This window comes from Phytobacter sp. V69 (genome assembly GCF_965644215.1).
Taxonomy (GTDB): domain Bacteria; phylum Pseudomonadota; class Gammaproteobacteria; order Enterobacterales; family Enterobacteriaceae; genus Phytobacter.
Map to the genome: position 1 here is coordinate 1 of NZ_CBFFRL010000092.1, position 18516 is coordinate 18516.

Below are 18516 nucleotides of genomic sequence, written 5' to 3' on the forward strand. Positions count from 1 at the left end.
GATTCAGGCAACCGTCTGTGGTGTTTGCAGAGCTAAGATTGGCGGCTTAGCGTTGCACTTCGGAGTTGAATCCGCCCCTTAACATTGTCAAAAGCCACATATCGATATGCGTCGCACACCTTGTCGGGGCATCCTCATGCATTTGCAAACCGCAACAGTCCGTTCTTTATACAATTCTGACATCCATGACATGGCACTATTCGGTAAAAGTATTCAGTAATAGTTGCTGACAAGACATAATTAGCAGGCTATTATTTAGCTCGAAAATCATTATGTTTCTGGATAGTTCCCGTGTTGTATGTATGCCGTTCGTCCGAGCGGCTTTTTTTTGCCTCAAGAGTAATGAAATCTACCTGTGCGATAATTACCACATGACGAGAAGGCATTAAAATACCCCTTTTCATCGTATTCATTTGCACCCTTTCTGGTACCCCGAAAATACCCCGGCAACGGCTTATGAATTACCTCGGCACGCATGTTATGTTAATAGGCCTTAACGAATTCTGAGGGTCTCTATGCACACCTTTCCCCTGACAATTGCCATCGGCGAACCGGGGCCGGAATCGGCACGTCAACTCCAACAGTTCATCGAACACCATCGGCAAGACCCGGCGTTCATCCCGGTGCTGAACATGGACTTAACCTTCATCAGCCCGCATGCGCGCTCAACCAACGATTTCGTTATCAGCAGGGTTGAGCATTTAGACGGCAATACCTGAGTCCTTTATTATCAAATTAACTACTTCATCTTTAATTTATGCCAGGACATGAATATTGAAGATGTGTATGACACCAGCATCAGCTTCGATGTTCATCCTGATTATTTAGCCTTTAACGTTATCAACGCTGACCGGGATACGGTTGATGAATTTTGATTGCGGCCCGGGCCAATATCATCAGTTCAAAATATAACGAAGCCGTTGCCAGGCGGGCAGTCACGTTTTTTCACCCTGCCCTGCCGAGAACCCCCTGTAAATCTCCCGGCGTTATCTGTACAATCCCTGCCCTGAACATACTATAACTGATTATTTTTTGAACTATGAGCAATGTGACCCCGCAGCCGAAAATCGGCTTTGTTTCTCTCGGTTGCCCGAAAAACCTCGTTGACTCCGAGCGCATCCTTACCGAACTGCGCACCGAAGGCTATGACGTGGTGCCGAGCTACAACGACGCTGACATGGTTATCGTCAATACCTGCGGCTTTATCGACAGCGCGGTACAAGAGTCGCTGGAAGCCATTGGCGAAGCCCTCAATGAAAACGGCAAGGTGATTGTCACCGGCTGCCTGGGTGCCAAAGTCGATCAGATCCGTGAAGTCCATCCGAAGGTGCTGGAAATCACCGGTCCGCACAGCTACGAGCAGGTGCTTGAGCATGTGCACCACTATGTGCCAAAACCAAAGCACAACCCGTTCCTGAGCCTGGTGCCGGAACAGGGCGTTAAGCTGACCCCGCGTCACTACGCCTACCTGAAAATTTCCGAAGGCTGCAACCATCGCTGCACCTTCTGCATTATCCCGTCAATGCGCGGCGACCTGGTCAGCCGTCCGATTGGCGACGTCTTAAGCGAAGCCAAACGTCTGGTGGATGCCGGCGTAAAAGAGATCCTCGTTATCTCTCAGGACACCTCTGCCTACGGCGTGGACGTGAAGCACCGCATGGGCTTCCACAATGGCGAACCGGTAAAAACCAGCATGGTCGGCCTGTGCGAACAGCTGGCAAAACTGGGCATCTGGACGCGTCTGCACTACGTCTACCCGTACCCGCACGTTGACGATGTCATTCCGCTGATGGCAGAAGGAAAAATCCTGCCGTATCTGGACATCCCGCTGCAACACGCCAGCCCGCGCATTCTGAAACTGATGAAACGCCCAGGCTCCGTTGACCGCCAGTTGGCGCGCATCAAACAGTGGCGTGAAATCTGCCCGGAACTGACCCTGCGTTCTACCTTCATCGTTGGCTTCCCTGGCGAAACCGAAGAAGATTTCCAGATGCTGCTCGATTTCCTCACGGAAGCACGTCTGGACCGCGTTGGCTGCTTCAAATACAGCCCGGTAGACGGTGCAACCGCCAACGAGCTGGCCGACCAGGTGCCGGAAGAGGTAAAAGAAGAGCGCTGGAACCGTTTCATGCAACTGCAGCAGAAAATTTCTGCTGAACGTCTGCAGGAAAAAGTGGGCCGCGAAATTCTGGTGATTATCGATGAAGTCGACGAAGAAGGGGCAATCGGCCGCAGCATGGCGGATGCACCGGAAATCGACGGCGCGGTCTATCTGAACGGGGAAACGAAAGTGAAACCGGGCGATATCATCCGCGTGAAAGTCGAAAACGCCGATGAGTACGATCTGTGGGGTAACCGCGTCTGACCCTCTCGCCGCCTGTTTCCAGGCGGCGTCTTTCTCTCTTTACTGCGCTTCTACACGTTCAAAGCGTGTCGCAATCAGCACGTAGCTCACCACCGCCAGCACACCGTGCGCCGCCACAAACCACAACGCGTTATTAAACGAACCGGTCACCGTAACCGCATAGCCGATCACCAACGGCGTGACGATCCCGGCAATATTCCCGATGCCGTTAAACACCCCACCGCACAGGCCAATCATGGTTTTCGGTGCAACGTCGGACAACACCGCCCAGCCTACCGCCGCGAAGCCTTTGCCGAAGAACGCCATCGCCATCAGGAAGTCAGACAGATAACCGCCCAGCAGACCACCGGTAAAGCCACAAATGGCAGGTAGCGCGGCCACCCAACCCGCCTGCATGATGGTCATGCCGCGCCCCTGAATCAGATAGATAGGGAACCAGGTAATAAAGAAATAGGTCAGCGCGGTAATGCAATATTGTCCAAGGTAAATGGCCCACAGGTTGCGGTTAGTGAACAGACATTTGGCATCGCGCAGCGAGGTTTTATTCGCTTTTACCGCCCCTTCGCTGTCCAGATCCACCAGCGCCCCACCCTCGCGCATCAGGTTTTTCTCTTCTTCCGTCAGACGTGGGTCTTTATGCGGCTCCTTATACCAGGCAAACCACACTGCCGCCAGCACCAGGCCCACGCCCCCCATCCACAGGAACACGTGCTCCCAGCCCCACGCATGGGTCAGCCACGCCATGATCGGCGTGAAGACCACCACCGCCATATACTGTCCGGAGTTAAACAGCGCGGAGGCCACGCCACGCTCGCGGGTCGGGAACCAGCTGGAGACGATACGTGAGTTTGCCGGGAATGCGGGCGACTCCACCAGCCCCAACATAAAGCGCATCAGGAACAGGGTCATCGCCGCCAGGCTACCGGTCATGCCAACCCAACCCACGGTGCCCTGCAGCATGGTGAACACAGACCACAGCACCAGACTCATGCCGTAGACTTTTTTGGCACCAAAGCGGTCCAGCAGCCAGCCGCCGGGGATTTGCCCCAGCGCGTAGGCCCAGGCGAAGGCGGAGAAAATCATCCCCAGCATCATCGGGTCGAGGCCCAGTTCTTTGACCACCGAGGTCCCGGCAATCGACATGGTCGCGCGGTCGGCATAGTTGATAACCGTGATGATGAAAATCAGCCCCAGCACCAATAACGGTGGTGCCCGACCCGTTTGACCTGCTCCAGAGAAACATCCATTTGCTTGCTCATTGTTTTCTCACTCTTATTATTTGTAGGGTTCAGAAACGATGGCTATACCCGGTGCGGTGGCACCTTGCCGCTAAAGCATGCCGCCAGGTTGGCCAGCACAATGTTGCCCATTTCCAGGCGGGTCTGGACGGTGGCGCTGGCGCGGTGCGGCTGCAGGGAGACGTTATTGAGGGTGAAAAAGCCTTCCGGCACGTGCGGCTCATGGGCGAACACATCCAGCCCGGCCCCGGCAATACGTCTGTGGGTCAGCGCATCAAGCAGCGCCGCTTCATCCACCAGCTTGCCGCGCGCAACGTTGATGAAATAGCCCTCTGGCCCCAGCGCTTCCAGTACCGATTCGCTGATGATCACCTTGCCGCTGTCGGCAGAGGCCGCCAGCACCAGCACGTCCACTTCGTGCGCCAGCGCGTGAATATCGGCAACGAAGGTGTAATCAAGCACGGCAATCGGCGCCAGATCGGTGTAGAGAATGCGGGCATCAAAAGCAGCAACGCGCCTGGCAATCGCCTGCCCTACGCGGCCCATCCCGATGATGCCTACCGTGGTGCCGCTCACTTTGCGCGCCAGCGGCAGGTTGGTTTGCGGCCAGCGTCCGGCTCGCAGTACCTGTTCGCCTTCGCTCATTTGCCTCAGGGTCGAAATCAACAGGCCCAGCGCCATATCCGCCACGTCATCGGTCAGTACGCCGGGCGTGGTGGTGACATAGATACCGTGTTTTGCGGCATACGCCAGGTCAACGGCGTCAGTGCCGATACCGCTAACGGCAACAATTTTGAGCGCCGGAAGGCATTCCATTATCGCGCGAGAGAGCCCTTTTGCGCCGCCGGTCACCACGCCTTCAATCAATGGGCCGATATCAGCCAGCATTTTTTGCGGCTCACTTGCCTGATATAAACGGTGCACCGCGTAATCGCACAGCAATATTTCATCAATCGGGCCAGGCACCGCCTGGGTTAATAAAATGTGAGTTTTTTGTTGGGCAGTATTATTTGTCATGTCCATTATCCTTCGAGTCGTCAATGACCCGATGATGGACAGGGCAATAATTCATGTCTAATATAAATCCGGTATTCATTAATATAAAAATTGAATTATGGATTTACACCAGTTGCGTTGTTTTATCGCTGTTGCTGAGGAGCTGAACTTCGGACGCGCCGCAGCCCGCCTGCACATGACCCAACCGCCGCTCAGCCGCCAGATCCAGCTTCTGGAAAAGAGCCTGGGTGGGGCGCTGTTTGAGCGAAATAATCGCCACGTACAGCTAACCCATATGGGCCAACATTTGCTGACGGAGTCACGATTAATACTCAAATTAGCTGACCGACTGGAATCATCCGTTCAGCAATGCGCATCGGGGGAAATTGGTACGTTAACGATGGGGTTTACGGCGGTCTTTGCCTGGAGTTTTATTCCCCAGTTGCTTAAAGCGCTGTCGGTGAAATTACCGGGGGTCAATTTCCGGCTGTTTGAACAGGTTTCGCATAAGCAAATTAGCTCCGTCGAAAATAACACTATTGACGTTGGTTTTGTGCGCCATGTCCCACCCAATCCGCTGCTGGCCTACCTGCCTCTCCAGGGCGAGACCTTTGTTGCCGCGTTTCATTGCGATCATCCGCTGGCACGCAAGCGCAAAATTCCCCTTAGCGCCTTTAACAATGAGCCCTTTTTTCTTTACAGCCCGGACGAAGCGCGCCACTTTTATGACCGCATCACCGACCTGTTCGTCTTTAATGACATCACGCCGGATTTTAAATATCAGCTGGCCCAGACCCATACCATTCTGGGGATGGTGAACGCCGGGCTGGGATGCGCCATTGTGCCCGCGTCATCGCGCGCGTTGGGCATGGCTAACGTCACCTTTATGAATATCGAAGGGGTGAATATCCAGGCGCACAACTTCCTCGTGTACTCAAAGGCCAATCCAAACCCGGTCCTTCCCGCGTTTCTCAAGGCCCTGAGTGAGGTGTTAATTACCCTTTGATTTTGGGATCCAGCGCGTCGCGTAACCCATCGCCCAGCAGGTTAAACGCGAGCACGGTCAAGAAAATCGCCAGTGAAGGGAACAGCGCCACATGAGGCGCAATCACCATATCCGTACGCGCTTCATTGAGCATAGCACCCCACTCCGGCGTAGGTGGTTGCGCCCCCAGACCGAGGAAAGAGAGACTGGCCGCCGAGATAATAGAAGTACCGATACGCATCGTGAAATAGACCACGATCGACGACACCGTGCCCGGCAGAATATGGCTGAACAGAATGGTCATATCACTCGCGCCAATACTGCGCGCCGACTCGACAAAGGTCTGGTGTTTAAGGACCAGGGTGTTGCCACGCACCAGGCGGGCAAAGGCGGGAACGGAGAATACCGCCACGGCAATGATGACGTTCGCCATCCCACTGCCCATCACCGCCACCACGGCAATCGCCAGCAAAATACCTGGAAACGCGAACAACACATCGCAAATGCGCATGATGATGCGATCCCACCAGCCTTCGTAATACCCGGCCAGCAGGCCAAGCACCGTACCAATCAGCGCGCCGATCAATACTGCCAGCACCCCTGCGGCCAGCGAGATCCGCGCCCCCAGCAGCACGCGGCTTAAGATATCGCGTCCCAGAGAATCCACGCCAAACCAGTGGATCAACGAGGGACCATCATTGAGGCGGTCATAATCGAAGTAGTTTTCGGCGTCGAACGGGGCAAGCCACGGCGCAACAATGGCCAGCAAAATCAAAATCAACACAAACAGCCCGGCGGTCATCGCCAGGGGTTGACGACGAAAACGCCGCCAGAACTCATGCCATGGGGTACGCACCTGGCCCGGTTTCAGCCCAGGCATGGCGTTTAAAATCGCCTGTCGACGCCAGTTGAACAATCGCATCCTTACTTGTACCTGATAGCGGGGTTAATGGCGGCGTACAGCACATCCACCACTAAATTGATAAGAATAAATTCCAGCGAGAAGAGCAGAACTTCCGCCTGGATAACCGGGTAATCGCGCATCTCAACCGAGTCCACCAGCAAACGCCCAAGGCCGGGCCAATTGAACACTTTCTCCACGACGATCGATCCGCCGAGTAAAAAGCCAAACTGCAGCCCCATCATGGTGATCACCGGGATCAGCGCATTGCGCAGGCCATGTTTGAGTATGACCCGTTTTTCGCTAAGCCCTTTGGCACGCGCAGTCCGCATGTAATCTTCATTGAGCACATCAACAAAGGAGGCGCGGGTAAAACGCGCCATCACCGCAGCGACCGCGGCCCCCAGCGTCATTGACGGCAAAATATAGTGCTGCCAGCTGTCGGCCCCGACGGTCGGCAACCAGCCCAGCTCCACGGAGAACACCTGCATCAGCAACATGCCCAGCGCGAAAGCCGGAAAGGAGATCCCGGTCACCGCCAGCGCCATGCCGAGTCCGTCTGGCCAGCGGTTACGCCATACGGCCGCGGCAATGCCCGCCACCAGGCCAAACAGCATCGCCCAGGTCATGCTGGCAAGAGTCAACCAGAAGGTGGGGAAAAAGCGGCTGGCAATCTCTTCCACTACCGGACGGCGGGACGCCATCGAGATACCAAAATCGCCCTGCAAAACATTGATAATGTAATGCCCAAACTGGATATACAGCGGCCTGTCGAGACCCAATTGCTGGCGTACCAGATTCACCACCTGCTCATCGGCCTCCGGCCCGGCAATCAGCCGCGCCGGATCGCCCGGTAAGAGGTGAACAAATAAAAACACCAGCACCGCCACGATCAGTAGCGTAGGGATAAGCCCCAGCAGGCGTTTTAAAACATAATTCAGCATCGTCTCTTCCGTCGCTCCCCTCTCGCAGGGAGAGGGGAAATGCGCTCTTATTTCAGGTCAGCCTCGTCGAAACTAAACCCGGTGTCCGGCATGATGTAGAAACCGGTCAGGTTCTTGTTGTGGGCGGAAACCAACTTCTCCACCACCAGCGGCACCCAGGGGGACTCTTTCCAGATGATATCCTGAGCTTCTTTGTAGAGTCTGGTTTTTTCCTGAGCGTTAGTGGTTTTCAGCGCGTCGGCCAGGTCTTTATCCACCTGCGGGTTGCTGTAGAACGCCGTGTTGAAGAGCGTTGGCGGCCAGTTCTGCGTGGCGAACAGCGGCGACAGCGCCCAGTCCGCTTCCCCGGTCGACGCCGACCAGCCCGTGTAGAACATTCTCACACCGCTCTCTTTCTGCCCTTTAGCTTCCACTTCCGCCGCACGCTGCCCGGCATCCATCGCCGTCAACTGCGCTTTAATGCCCACCTGCGCCAACTGCTGCTGGGTGAACTGCAGCACTTTTTGCGCGGTACTGTGGTTATGCGATGACCACAGCGTGGTGCTGAACCCGTTCGGATAGCCCGCCTCTTTGAGCAATTCACGCGCTTTGGCCGGGTCGTACGGCCACGGCTGATAAGTTTGCGCATTGGCAAGCGCAGGTGGCACAACGCCCGTTGCCGGTGTCGCATACCCGGCAAACGCCACTTTCACCAGCGCCTGACGGTTAATGGCGTAGTTGATGGCTTCACGCACTTTCGGGTTGTCGAACGGCTTTTGCGTCACGTTAATGCTGATATAGCGCTGCATGATCGAGGGGCTGGCCACCAGCTCGAGTTTGCTGTTTTTCTCCAGCACCGCCGCCTGCTCGTAGGGGATCGGGAAAGCGAACTGCGCTTCACCGGTCTGCAGCATCGCCGCGCGGGTATTGTTGTCGACGACCGGACGCCAGGTAATGGTGTCCAGTTTCGGCAGCCCTTTTTGCCAGTATCCGGCGAATTTCTTCACCTTCACAAAGTCGGTTGGGTTCCAGGTATCCAGCTCATAAGGGCCGGTGCCCACCGGGTGGAAGCCGATATCTTTACCGTATTTTTCCAGCGCAGCTGGTGAAATCATCGCCGTCGCCGGGTGGGCCAGAATATTGATAAAGGCCGAGAACGGCTGTTTTAGGGTGATTTTGACCGTGGTCGCATCCACCGCATCGGTTTTGGCGATGTTTTTATACAGGTTGTAGCGTTTAAGCGCATTGTCCGGATTGCTGGCGCGATCGAGGTTCGCCTTCACCGCCTGGGCGTTAAAATCGGTCCCGTCCTGGAACTTCACGCCCTGGCGCAGCTTGATGGTGTACACCAGTCCGTCATCCGACACCGTATAACTTTCGGCGAGCACATTTTCCAGCTTCATATCTTTATCAAGGCCGAACAGCCCCTGATAGAACGATTTGGCGACGGCCTGCGACAATGTGTCATTGGCATTGTAGGGGTCGAGCGTGGTGAAATTCGATGCCACTGCGACCACAACATCTTTGGCAGCCAGTGCTGGCGTGGCGCTCAGCGCGATGGCAACTGCAAACGCAATCTGCCATTTACGTGATAAGGGTTGAGTCATGTTGTTCTCCTGAGTGTCCCTGCCTGTTTCTGTCAAAAACGCGATTGTGTGCTGCCCGGCGTCGTACGGGCGACAAAATGACCCGGGCTGATGTTCTGCAACTGCACACGTTGTACCGTCTCGCCGCGTTTATGGATGTTGCTGGGGATTTCATCCGACAACAACACCCGCTGCGCCCTTGGGTGAGACGGGTCGGCCACCGGAACGGCGGCCATAAGTTTGCGGGTATAGGGGTGCTGAGGGTTTTCAAACACGGCGCGACGCGGGCCAATCTCAACAATCTGCCCGAGGTACATCACCGCCACCCGGTGGCTGATTCGCTCCACCACCGCCATGTCATGGGAGATAAACAGAAACGCGATGCCCATCTCCCGCTGTAAATCCAACAGCAAATTGATGATTTGCGCGCGAATCGACACATCAAGTGCCGATACCGATTCGTCCGCCACCACCACGCGCGGGTTTAAAGCCAGCGCTCTGGCGATGCAGATACGCTGGCGCTGGCCGCCGGAAAACTCATGGGGATAACGCCACGCATGTTCCGGTTTCAACCCTACACGTTCCAGCAACCACAGCACGCGGCGCTGGGCATCCTCTTCGCTCATCACACCGTGTACCCGCAGCGGCTCCATGATGGAATACCCCACCGTCTGGCGGGGATCGAGAGAGGCATAAGGATCCTGAAAAATAAACTGAATATCCCGGCGCAGCGGCTGCAGCTTGCCAACGGGCAGCGTATCAATCCGCTCGCCCTTAAAGGTAATCATCCCGCTCTGGCTTTCCACCAGCCGCAGCAACGCCCGTCCGGTGGTTGATTTACCGCAGCCGGATTCTCCCACCAGCGATAACGTCTCGCCCGGCCACAGGTCGAAGCTCACCCCTTCCACTGCGTGCACTTCGCGGGTCACGCGGTTCCAAACGCCGCTGCGCAGGGGGAAGCGCGCCACCAGGTCGCGAACCTGCAAAATCGGCTCGCCTGGCACCACGGTGTCCTGCTCAATTTCCCGTTCCTGCTGTTCAGGATGTTGTAACGAAACCAGCGGGAAACGGCGGGGTAAATCGCTGCCGTTCATCGCGCCAAGGCGCGGCACCGCCGCCAGCAACGCTTTGGTATAGGCATGCTGCGGCGCGCTAAAAATCTGTTCTACGCTGCCGGTTTCCACCGCTTCGCCCTGATACATCACCAGTACTCGGTCGGCGATATCCGCCACAACCCCCATATCGTGGGTGATAAAAATCACCCCCATCGCCATCTCTTTTTGCAGCACGGCGATAAGCTGCAGGATTTGCGCCTGAATCGTGACATCCAGCGCCGTGGTCGGCTCATCGGCAATCAGCACCGCCGGACGGCAGGAGAGCGCCATCGCAATCATCACCCGCTGGCGCATGCCGCCGGACAGCTGATGCGGATAACGGGACAAAATGGCCTGGGATTCAGGAATGCGCACCAGATCCAGCATCCGCCGGGCTTCCGTCAACGCCTCCTCTTTGCCCAGCCCCTGATGCAAGCGGATGGACTCGGCAATTTGCTCCCCCACCGGAAACACCGGGTTGAGTGAGGTCATTGGCTCCTGAAAAATCATGGCGATATCGGCCCCGCGAACGCCGCGCAGGCGAGAAGCGTTCAGCGTCGCCAGATCGACACGCTCACTGTTGCGGCGCAAAAGGCGCATATGATCGCAGCTCACTTCGCCGCCGGATTGTTCCAGCAGGCGCAGCAGCGACATGGCGGTAACCGACTTACCGGACCCCGACTCCCCAACAATCGCCAGCGTTTCACCGCGTTTAAGGGTAAACGACAGGTTACGCACCGCCTGGGTGAGCTGTTTTTCATGGCGAAACGCGACATTCAGATTGCTGACATCCAACACCACATCGGCGTCTGTTTCATACCCGTGCGACACCCCACTCTCCTTATTCACGATAAATCCCTACGCTGGGTGCATCTCCGGCATAACCCCAGGCGCGATACATCCCTTCACTATTGAAAGGCAGTGCAATATTGCCTTCGCGATCGACAGCGACCAGGCCACCGCTGCCGCCCAGGGCAGGCAGTTTTTCCATCACCACTGCGTCACAGGCTTCATGCAGACTCAAACCGCCGTAATCCATTAGCGCGGCGATATCATAGGCAGCCAGCGCGCGGATAAACACTTCCCCGGTTCCGGTACAGGAGACCGCTACGCTGGCGTTGTTGGCATAGCACCCCGCGCCGGGCAGCGGACTGTCCCCCACGCGTCCCGGTAATTTATTGGTCATCCCGCCTGTGGAGGTCGCCGCCGCCAGGTTGCCCTGTTTATCCAGAGCCACTGCGCCGACGGTGCCCATTTTTTTCGTTTCATCCAGCGGCGCACCGCCGTGATCCAGCTCGGTTTGCCCGGCCTCACGGGCGGCAAGCAGCTGCGCATAACGCTCCGACGTGGAAAAGAGATCGGGCGACACCGGCTCCATGCCCTCGGCAAAGGCAAATTTTTCCGCCCCTTCGCCCACCAGCAGCACGTGCGGGCTGCGCTCCATCACCAGACGCGCCGCGAGGACAGGATTGCGCAAACGACTCACGCCGGCCACGGCTCCTGCGCGCAGTGAATACCCGTCCATCACGCAGGCATCCAGCTCATGGGTTTCATCGCGGGTAAACACGGAACCAATGCCCGCATTAAACAGCGGACACTCTTCGAGTAATCGCACGGCCTCCGTCACCACATCCAGCGCATTCTCACCTGCATTGAGCATCTTCTGGCCGGTTTCGACAATGGCCGATAGTGCGGCAATGTACTGCCGTTCTTTTTCCGGGCTCAGCTGCGCGCGGGAGATGGCCCCAGCGCCACCGTGAATTGCAATTACCGCTTTGGTCATTTTTTTATCGCCCGGTCAGGATAGCTTGCTGCTTTTTCTATAAATATCATTATCGTCGTCACAGCTTCATACAATTTTTGAATATAGAAAGTCGATCCTGCGATGTAAAGCAGACATCTGGCTATGGCACTTGAGGAGTACATGCAGTCAGCCCTCATTTTCTGCCATAATGGCCCCTTTCTCGCGTCGTGCTGGAGTAAATTATGGAATATACCGCAGGCTTGATCCCGCTGGATTCGGCCCTGGCGCAAATGCTTTCCCGCGTTTCGCCACTCACAGAGAGCGAAACCTTACCGCTGCTGAACTGCTTTGACCGCGTCGTGGCGCAGGATGTGATTTCGCCGCTGAATGTCCCGGGTTTTGATAATGCCGCAATGGACGGCTATGCCGTACGCCTGGCCGATATCGCAACAGGCGAGCCGCTGCCGGTTGCCGGAAAAGCCTTCGCCGGGCAGCCGTTTCACGGTGAATGGCCCGCGGGCACCTGCGTCCGTATCATGACCGGTGCCCCTGTCCCGGCGGGTTGCGAAGCCGTGGTGATGCAGGAAGAGACCGAACAGACCGACGCGGGCGTGCGCTTTACGGGGAAGGTCAAAGCCGGGCAGAACATCCGCCTGTTGGGTGAAGATATTCGCGCAGGCGCCGCCGTGTTCAGCGTCGGGAAAAAACTGACCGCCGCCGAGCTGCCGGTACTTGCCTCGCTGGGCATTGCCAAGGTGGCGGTGTTTCGCAAAATCCGCGTGGCGCTCTTTTCCACCGGCGATGAACTGCAACTGCCGGGCCAGCCGCTGGCCGACGGGCAAATCTACGATACCAACCGCCTGACGGTGCACCTGATGCTGGAACAGCTGGGCTGCGAGGTGATTAACCTCGGCATCGTGCGCGATGACCCGGCGATTCTGCGTGAGACCTTTATTGCTGCTGACCAGCAGGCCGATGTGGTGATCAGCTCCGGCGGCGTGTCGGTGGGTGAAGCGGATTACACCAAAACCATTCTCGATGAAGTGGGCGAAATCACTTTCTGGAAGCTCGCCATCAAGCCAGGCAAACCGTTCGCCTTCGGCAGCCTCAACAACAGCTGGTTCTGTGGTTTGCCGGGTAACCCGGTCTCCGCCGCCCTGACCTTCTACCAGCTCGTGCAACCACTACTGGCGAAACTGAGTGGTAATACCGCCAGCCCGCTGCCGCTGCGTCTGCGCGCCCGTGCGGCAACGCGTCTTAAGAAAACGCCGGGGCGTCTTGATTTCCAGCGTGGCGTACTCAGCCGGGATGAAAACGGTGATCTGGTCGTCAGCACCACCGGTCCGCAAGGTTCACATATTTTCAGCTCCTTTAGTCTGGGCAACTGCTTCGTGGTGCTGGAGCGCGAGCGCGGCCATGTAGAAGCCGGTGAATGGGTCGAGGTTGAAACCTTTAACCATCTGTTCGGAGGCTAAGATGACAGACGCGCTGAGCGATGAGGAGATGCTGCGCTACAACCGGCAGATTATTCTGCGCGGCTTCGACTTTGACGGGCAAGAGCAGCTAAAAGCGTCACGCGTGCTGGTGGTGGGATTAGGTGGGCTTGGCTGCGCGGCCGCACAGTATCTGGCCGCGGCGGGCATTGGCCAGATGACGCTGCTGGATTTTGATACCGTGGCGCTCTCCAATCTGCAACGCCAGACGCTGCACAGCGATGCGACGATTGGCGAGCCGAAGGTGGCGTCCGCCAAAGCAGCACTGGCGGGGATCAACCCGCATGTTCAGCTCGATGCCCTTAACGCCCTGCTGGATGAAAGCGCGCTGTTCGCGCAGATTGCCGCCCACGATCTGGTGCTGGATTGCACGGACAATGTCGCCATTCGCAACCAGCTCAACGCCGGATGTTTTGCGCATAAAATTCCGCTGGTCTCCGGTGCCGCCATCCGTATGGAGGGACAGATCAGCGTCTTTACCTGGGGTGATGGCGAACCCTGTTACCGCTGTTTGAGCCGCCTGTTTGGCGAAAACGCATTGACCTGTGTCGAGGCGGGCGTAATGGCGCCGCTGGTCGGGGTGATCGGTTCGCTACAGGCGCTGGAAGCGATAAAAGTGTTGACCCACTATGGTGTGCCCGCCGCCGGGAAAATCGTGATGTATGACGCGATGACCTGCCAGTTCCGGGAGATGAAGTTGATGCGCAATCCCCAGTGCGAGGTGTGCGGCGGATAAGGCATTTGCGTGGACATTTCCCCCTCACCCTAACCCTAACCCTCTCCCTCAAGGAAGAGGGGACCGATCGAGTACGGTGTCAGGTTTTCGCCCTCTCCCCGTGGGAGAGGGCATCACGCCGCAGACGACTAAAGCGATGACCGTCCAAACGCCACCTGCCAGTCCTGCTCGAACTTCGTGACCGCCGCCTCAACCGCAGGTGCGGCGATAAATTGTTGCGCCACATCCAGCGGCAGCGTAATCGATTCGCAGCCTGCCAGCAGACATGCCAGCGCCTGACGTGGGGTTTTGAAACTGGCCGCCAGCACCTTCGCCCCTGGCGCATGCAGGCTCAGCAAGCACTGTAAATCATTAACCGTCTGGATCCCGTCGCCGCCCTGCGCATCCACGCGGTTCACGTATGGCGCGACATACTCGGCCCCCGCCAACGCAGACAGCAACCCCTGAGCTGCACCGTAGACCGCCGTGCCAAGCGTCGGAATGCCTTCCGCTTTCAGACATTTAATGGCCGCCAGCCCTTCCGCCGTCACCGGCACTTTCACCACCAGATCGGGAATAATGGCGCGCAGTTTACGCGCATCCGCCACCATACCCTCAGCGGTGTTGGCCATCACTTGTGCAAACAGGCGGCCTTTGCCCTCCAGCGCGTCGTACAGTTGTGGCAACAAAACCTCATTCGGTGTTTTACCTGCCGCGACAATACTGGGATTGGTGGTCACACCCGCCAGCGGAAAAATACGCGCCAGCCGTTTCACCGCCGTTACATCTGATGTATCGAGATACAGTTCCATTCTTTTACCCTCAAAATGTGAGATTCAGCATGCTTTAACGTTATCACGCAACAACCTGATCAGGAATTGACCCCTATCAAAATAATTTTCATTCGAAAGTAATTTAATCTCCATACGCAAGATGAGGGCAAAGTATGATTTTTAATATCCAACGCTATTCCACCCATGATGGCCCCGGCATTCGCACCGTCGTTTTCCTGAAAGGCTGCTCATTGGGTTGCCGCTGGTGTCAGAACCCGGAAAGCCGCGCCCGTGGCCGAGAGGTGCTGTTCGACGCCAGGCTGTGTCTGGAAGGCTGCGATCTTTGCCAGCAGGCCGCCCCGCACGCCATCACCCGGGCGCTTAACGGCCTGCTGATAGCGCGTGACAATCTGGCGGAGTCCGACCTTAATGCCCTGGCCGATTGCTGCCCTACTCAGGCGCTGACCGTCTGCGGGGAGCATAAATCCGTCGATGACATCATGGCGACGGTATTGCGCGACAAAGCCTTTTATACCCGCAGTGGCGGCGGTATTACCCTTTCCGGCGGCGAGCCGTTTATGCACCCGGAACTGGCATTTGCCCTTTTTAAAGCCAGCCACGAACAGGGCATTCACACCGCCGTTGAAACCTGCCTGCATGTGCCCTGGCATTACATTGAGCCCTCCCTGCCCTATGTGGACCTGTTTCTTGCTGACCTGAAACATGTGGAGAGCAGCACCTTTAAACAATGGACCGACGGCAGCGCCAGACGCGTGCTGGATAACCTGAAACGGCTGGCGCGTGCCGGTAAGCAGATGACCATCCGCGTACCGTTGATTCCCGGCTTCAACGCCGATGAGAAATCCATTTCGGACATCACCAATTTCGCCGCAGACGAACTGAACGTCCGCGAGATCCACTTTTTGCCCTATCACACGCTGGGCATGAATAAATACACCTTACTCAGCCAACCCTACACCGCCCCTGACAGACCGCTTGACGCACCGGCGTTACTGGCATTCGCCCAGAACTACGCCTGCCAGAAAGGGCTGACAGCGACATTACGAGGATAATCTCATGACGACTTTACAACTCTCGACCCTGACCGACCGTATTAAGGCACACAAAAACGCCCTGGTGCACATCGTAAAACCGCCGGTGTGTACCGAACGCGCGCAGCATTACACCGAGATGTATCAGCAGCATATGGATAAGCCCATTCCGGTACGCCGCGCGCTGGCACTCGCGCATCATCTGGCGGAACGCACCATCTGGATCAAACACGATGAACTGATCATCGGTAATCAGGCAAGCGAAGTGCGCGCCGCGCCAATCTTCCCGGAATACACCGTCTCGTGGATCGAAAAAGAGATCGACGACCTGGCGGACCGTCCGGGGGCAGGCTTTGCGGTCAGTGAAGAGAACAAACAGGTGCTGCACGCCATTTGCCCATGGTGGCGCGGCCAGACCGTGCAGGATCGCTGCTACGGCATGTTTACCGATGAACAAAAAGCGCTGCTGGAAACCGGCATCATTAAAGCCGAAGGCAATATGACCTCTGGCGATGCGCATCTGGCGGTGAACTTCCCGCTGCTGCTGGAAAAAGGGCTGGACGGCATGCGCGGCAAAGTGGCCGAACGTCGCTCGCGTATCAACCTGACCGTGCTGGAAGACCTACACGGCGAGCAGTTCCTGATAGCGATTGATATCGTACTGGAAGCCGTCAGCCTGCATATTGAACGCTTCGCCGCGCTGGCGCGTGAAATGGCCTCGACAGAAACCCGCGACAGCCGCCGTGATGAGCTGCTGGCGATGGCAGAAAACTGCGATGTTATCGCCCATCAGCCGCCAAAAACCTTCTGGCAGGCGCTGCAACTGTGCTACTTCATTCAGTTGATCCTGCAGATTGAATCCAACGGCCACTCGGTTTCTTTTGCCCGTATGGACCAGTATCTCTACCCGTACTACCGCCGAGACGTAGAACTGAACCAGTCCATCAATCGCGAAACGGCCATTGAGCTGCTGCACAACTGCTGGCTGAAACTGTTAGAAGTGAACAAAATCCGCTCCGGTTCCCATTCCAAAGCGTCTGCGGGCAGTCCGTTGTACCAGAACGTCACCATTGGTGGACAGAAGCTGGTAAACGGTGAAGCGATGGACGCCGTCAACCCGCTTTCTTACGCGATTCTGGAGTCCTGCGGCCGCCTGCGCTCCACGCAGCCGAACCTGAGCGTGCGCTATCACGCGAACATGAGTAACGACTTCCTCGACGCCTGCGTGCAAGTGATCCGCTGCGGCTTCGGGATGCCGGCGTTTAACAACGATGAAATCGTCATTCCTGAGTTTATTAAGCTGGGCGTTGAGCCAGAGGATGCTTACGACTACGCGGCGATCGGCTGTATTGAAACCGCTGTCGGCGGCAAGTGGGGCTATCGCTGCACCGGGATGAGCTTTATCAACTTTGCCCGCGTGATGCTGGCGGCGCTGGAAGGCGGACGTGACGCGACCAGCGGCAAAGTCTTCCTGCCGCAGGAACATGCGCTGTCAAAAGGCAACTTTATCCGCTTCGAAGAAGTCATGGCGGACTGGGATACCCAGATTCGGTACTACACCCGTAAATCCATTGAGATTGAATACGTTGTCGACACCATGCTGGAAGAGAACGTCCACGATATTCTCTGCTCGGCGCTGGTGGATGACTGCATCGAACGGGCGAAAAGCATCAAACAGGGCGGTGCGAAATATGACTGGGTGTCCGGCCTGCAGGTGGGGATCGCCAACCTCGGCAACAGCCTGGCGGCGGTGAAAAAACTGGTCTTCGAACAGGGTATCATCGGGCAGCAGCAGCTTGCGGATGCGCTGGCCGCCGATTTTGACGATCTGACCCACGAGCAATTGCGTCAGCGTTTGATCAACAGCGCACCGAAGTATGGCAACGATGACGACAGTGTGGATGCACTGCTGGTGCGCGCTTATCAGACCTATATCGACGAGCTGAAAAATTACCATAACCCGCGTTATGGGCGCGGCCCGATTGGCGGCAACTACTACGCCGGGACGTCCTCCATCTCTGCCAACGTGCCTTTTGGTGCGGCGACCATGGCGACACCAGACGGTCGCAAGGCCAAAACGCCGCTGGCCGAAGGGGCAAGCCCGGCATCGGGTACTGACCACCTCGGCCCAACGGCGGTGATTGGCTCCGTGGGCAAACTGCCGACGGCGGCGATCCTCGGCGGCGTGCTGCTTAACCAGAAGCTGAACCCGGCGACGCTGGAGAACGACAGCGATCGACAGAAACTGATGATGCTGCTGCGAACCTTCTTTGAGGACCACAAGGGCTGGCATATTCAGTACAACATTGTGTCGCGTGAGACGCTGCTGGAGGCGAAAAAACACCCGGATCAGTACCGTGATTTGGTGGTGCGTGTCGCAGGGTATTCCGCCTTCTTCACCGCCCTGTCACCGGATGCGCAGGATGACATTATCGCGCGTACCGAGCATACGCTTTAACCTTCCATCCCGGCTGGCGCGTCGCTTAGCCGGGCTACCTCACTTCGCCCCAACGTAGCCCGGGTCAGGCGCATTAGCGCCGCCACCCGGGAGAAAATGCCCCAATATTCTGCTGCACATTAGATAGTGTCGTCACGAGGATAAAAATCATTGATAATAGGGCCTTCTAATCAGAAGGCCCTATTATCATGAC

General features: G+C 56.9%; 15 protein-coding genes. 7 read left to right on the forward strand and 8 right to left on the reverse strand.

Annotation, left to right across the window (positions count from 1 at the left end; all coding sequences use genetic code 11):
- Positions 1-515: 515 nt before the first annotated feature.
- Positions 516-719, forward strand: a complete 204-nt coding sequence (locus ACSZPU_RS14180) for a hypothetical protein (RefSeq protein ID WP_498999849.1) — start codon at positions 516-518, stop codon at positions 717-719.
- A gap of 320 nt (positions 720-1039) precedes the next feature.
- Positions 1040-2365, forward strand: a complete 1326-nt coding sequence (gene rimO / locus ACSZPU_RS14185; RefSeq protein ID WP_498999850.1) for a 30S ribosomal protein S12 methylthiotransferase RimO — start codon at positions 1040-1042, stop codon at positions 2363-2365.
- 39 nt (positions 2366-2404) lie between these two features.
- Here the strand turns inward: rimO and ACSZPU_RS14190 are convergent, their stop codons facing one another.
- The gene (locus ACSZPU_RS14190) at positions 2405-3562 is read right to left on the reverse strand and encodes an MFS transporter (RefSeq protein ID WP_498999853.1); all 1158 of its coding nucleotides are present in this window, start codon (positions 3560-3562) and stop codon (positions 2405-2407) included.
- Between the two features lie 104 nt (positions 3563-3666).
- Positions 3667-4620 (reverse strand): 2-hydroxyacid dehydrogenase, encoded by a 954-nt coding sequence (locus ACSZPU_RS14195; protein WP_498999855.1) that lies wholly within the window; start codon positions 4618-4620, stop codon positions 3667-3669.
- A 97-nt stretch (positions 4621-4717) separates the two neighbouring features.
- Here ACSZPU_RS14195 and ACSZPU_RS14200 point away from each other — a divergent pair, with 97 nt between their 5' ends.
- Positions 4718-5605, forward strand: a complete 888-nt coding sequence (locus ACSZPU_RS14200) for a LysR family transcriptional regulator (RefSeq protein WP_498999857.1) — start codon at positions 4718-4720, stop codon at positions 5603-5605.
- Here the strand turns inward: ACSZPU_RS14200 and gsiD are convergent.
- From gsiD to iaaA, 5 genes are read right to left on the reverse strand one after another with little or no spacing between them, the layout of a single operon-like run.
- Entirely contained in the window at positions 5595-6506 is a 912-nt protein-coding gene (gsiD, locus tag ACSZPU_RS14205; protein WP_498999859.1) for a glutathione ABC transporter permease GsiD, read from the reverse strand. The genes ACSZPU_RS14200 and gsiD overlap by 11 nt on opposite strands.
- 2 nt (positions 6507-6508) lie before the next feature.
- A complete protein-coding gene (gene gsiC / locus ACSZPU_RS14210) occupies positions 6509-7429 on the reverse strand; it encodes a glutathione ABC transporter permease GsiC (protein ID WP_498999861.1) in 921 nt (306 codons plus the stop codon).
- Between the two features lie 47 nt (positions 7430-7476).
- Positions 7477-9015, reverse strand: a complete 1539-nt coding sequence (gene gsiB / locus ACSZPU_RS14215; RefSeq protein ID WP_498999862.1) for a glutathione ABC transporter substrate-binding protein GsiB — start codon at positions 9013-9015, stop codon at positions 7477-7479.
- Between the two features lie 32 nt (positions 9016-9047).
- Positions 9048-10919, reverse strand: a complete 1872-nt coding sequence (gene gsiA, locus ACSZPU_RS14220) for a glutathione ABC transporter ATP-binding protein GsiA (protein WP_498999865.1) — start codon at positions 10917-10919, stop codon at positions 9048-9050.
- A 10-nt stretch (positions 10920-10929) separates the two neighbouring features.
- Entirely contained in the window at positions 10930-11871 is a 942-nt protein-coding gene (gene iaaA, locus ACSZPU_RS14225) for a beta-aspartyl-peptidase (protein ID WP_498999867.1), read from the reverse strand.
- Between the two features lie 203 nt (positions 11872-12074).
- On the opposite strand from iaaA, the gene moeA reads away from it, so the two are divergent.
- Together moeA and moeB are read left to right on the forward strand one after the other, a co-directional pair.
- Positions 12075-13307 carry a molybdopterin molybdotransferase MoeA gene (moeA, locus tag ACSZPU_RS14230; protein ID WP_498999870.1) on the forward strand — a complete coding sequence of 411 codons (1233 nt, stop codon included), beginning with the start codon at positions 12075-12077 and terminating at the stop codon, positions 13305-13307.
- A gap of 1 nt (position 13308) precedes the next feature.
- Complete coding sequence (gene moeB, locus ACSZPU_RS14235) at positions 13309-14061, forward strand: molybdopterin-synthase adenylyltransferase MoeB (protein WP_498999873.1); 753 nt, start codon at positions 13309-13311, stop codon at positions 14059-14061.
- Positions 14062-14189: 128 nt separating this feature from the next.
- On the opposite strand, the gene fsa is transcribed toward moeB, so the two are convergent.
- A complete protein-coding gene (fsa, locus tag ACSZPU_RS14240; protein ID WP_498999874.1) occupies positions 14190-14852 on the reverse strand; it encodes a fructose-6-phosphate aldolase in 663 nt (220 codons plus the stop codon).
- A gap of 134 nt (positions 14853-14986) precedes the next feature.
- Between fsa and ACSZPU_RS14245 the strand changes: the two genes are divergently transcribed.
- The gene (locus tag ACSZPU_RS14245; RefSeq protein ID WP_498999875.1) at positions 14987-15886 is read left to right on the forward strand and encodes a glycyl-radical enzyme activating protein; all 900 of its coding nucleotides are present in this window, start codon (positions 14987-14989) and stop codon (positions 15884-15886) included.
- A gap of 4 nt (positions 15887-15890) precedes the next feature.
- Positions 15891-18323, forward strand: a complete 2433-nt coding sequence (locus ACSZPU_RS14250; RefSeq protein WP_498999877.1) for a formate C-acetyltransferase/glycerol dehydratase family glycyl radical enzyme — start codon at positions 15891-15893, stop codon at positions 18321-18323.
- The last annotated feature ends 193 nt before the right edge of the window (positions 18324-18516 follow it).

Excerpts from the sequence above, each read along its gene's own strand:
- ACSZPU_RS14245 (WP_498999875.1), top strand. The coding sequence starts at position 14,987 with ATGATTTTTAATATCCAACGCTATTCCACCCATGATGGCCCCGGCATT.
- iaaA (WP_498999867.1), bottom strand. The coding sequence starts at position 11,871 with ATGACCAAAGCGGTAATTGCAATTCACGGTGGCGCTGGGGCCATCTCC.
- moeB (WP_498999873.1), top strand. The coding sequence starts at position 13,309 with ATGACAGACGCGCTGAGCGATGAGGAGATGCTGCGCTACAACCGGCAG.
- gsiB (WP_498999862.1), bottom strand. The coding sequence starts at position 9,015 with ATGACTCAACCCTTATCACGTAAATGGCAGATTGCGTTTGCAGTTGCC.
- ACSZPU_RS14195 (WP_498999855.1), bottom strand. The coding sequence starts at position 4,620 with ATGACAAATAATACTGCCCAACAAAAAACTCACATTTTATTAACCCAG.
- gsiC (WP_498999861.1), bottom strand. The coding sequence starts at position 7,429 with ATGCTGAATTATGTTTTAAAACGCCTGCTGGGGCTTATCCCTACGCTA.
- gsiD (WP_498999859.1), bottom strand. The coding sequence starts at position 6,506 with ATGCGATTGTTCAACTGGCGTCGACAGGCGATTTTAAACGCCATGCCT.
- ACSZPU_RS14200 (WP_498999857.1), top strand. The coding sequence starts at position 4,718 with ATGGATTTACACCAGTTGCGTTGTTTTATCGCTGTTGCTGAGGAGCTG.
- rimO (WP_498999850.1), top strand. The coding sequence starts at position 1,040 with ATGAGCAATGTGACCCCGCAGCCGAAAATCGGCTTTGTTTCTCTCGGT.
- moeA (WP_498999870.1), top strand. The coding sequence starts at position 12,075 with ATGGAATATACCGCAGGCTTGATCCCGCTGGATTCGGCCCTGGCGCAA.
- ACSZPU_RS14180 (WP_498999849.1), top strand. The coding sequence starts at position 516 with ATGCACACCTTTCCCCTGACAATTGCCATCGGCGAACCGGGGCCGGAA.
- ACSZPU_RS14250 (WP_498999877.1), top strand. The coding sequence starts at position 15,891 with ATGACGACTTTACAACTCTCGACCCTGACCGACCGTATTAAGGCACAC.
- fsa (WP_498999874.1), bottom strand. The coding sequence starts at position 14,852 with ATGGAACTGTATCTCGATACATCAGATGTAACGGCGGTGAAACGGCTG.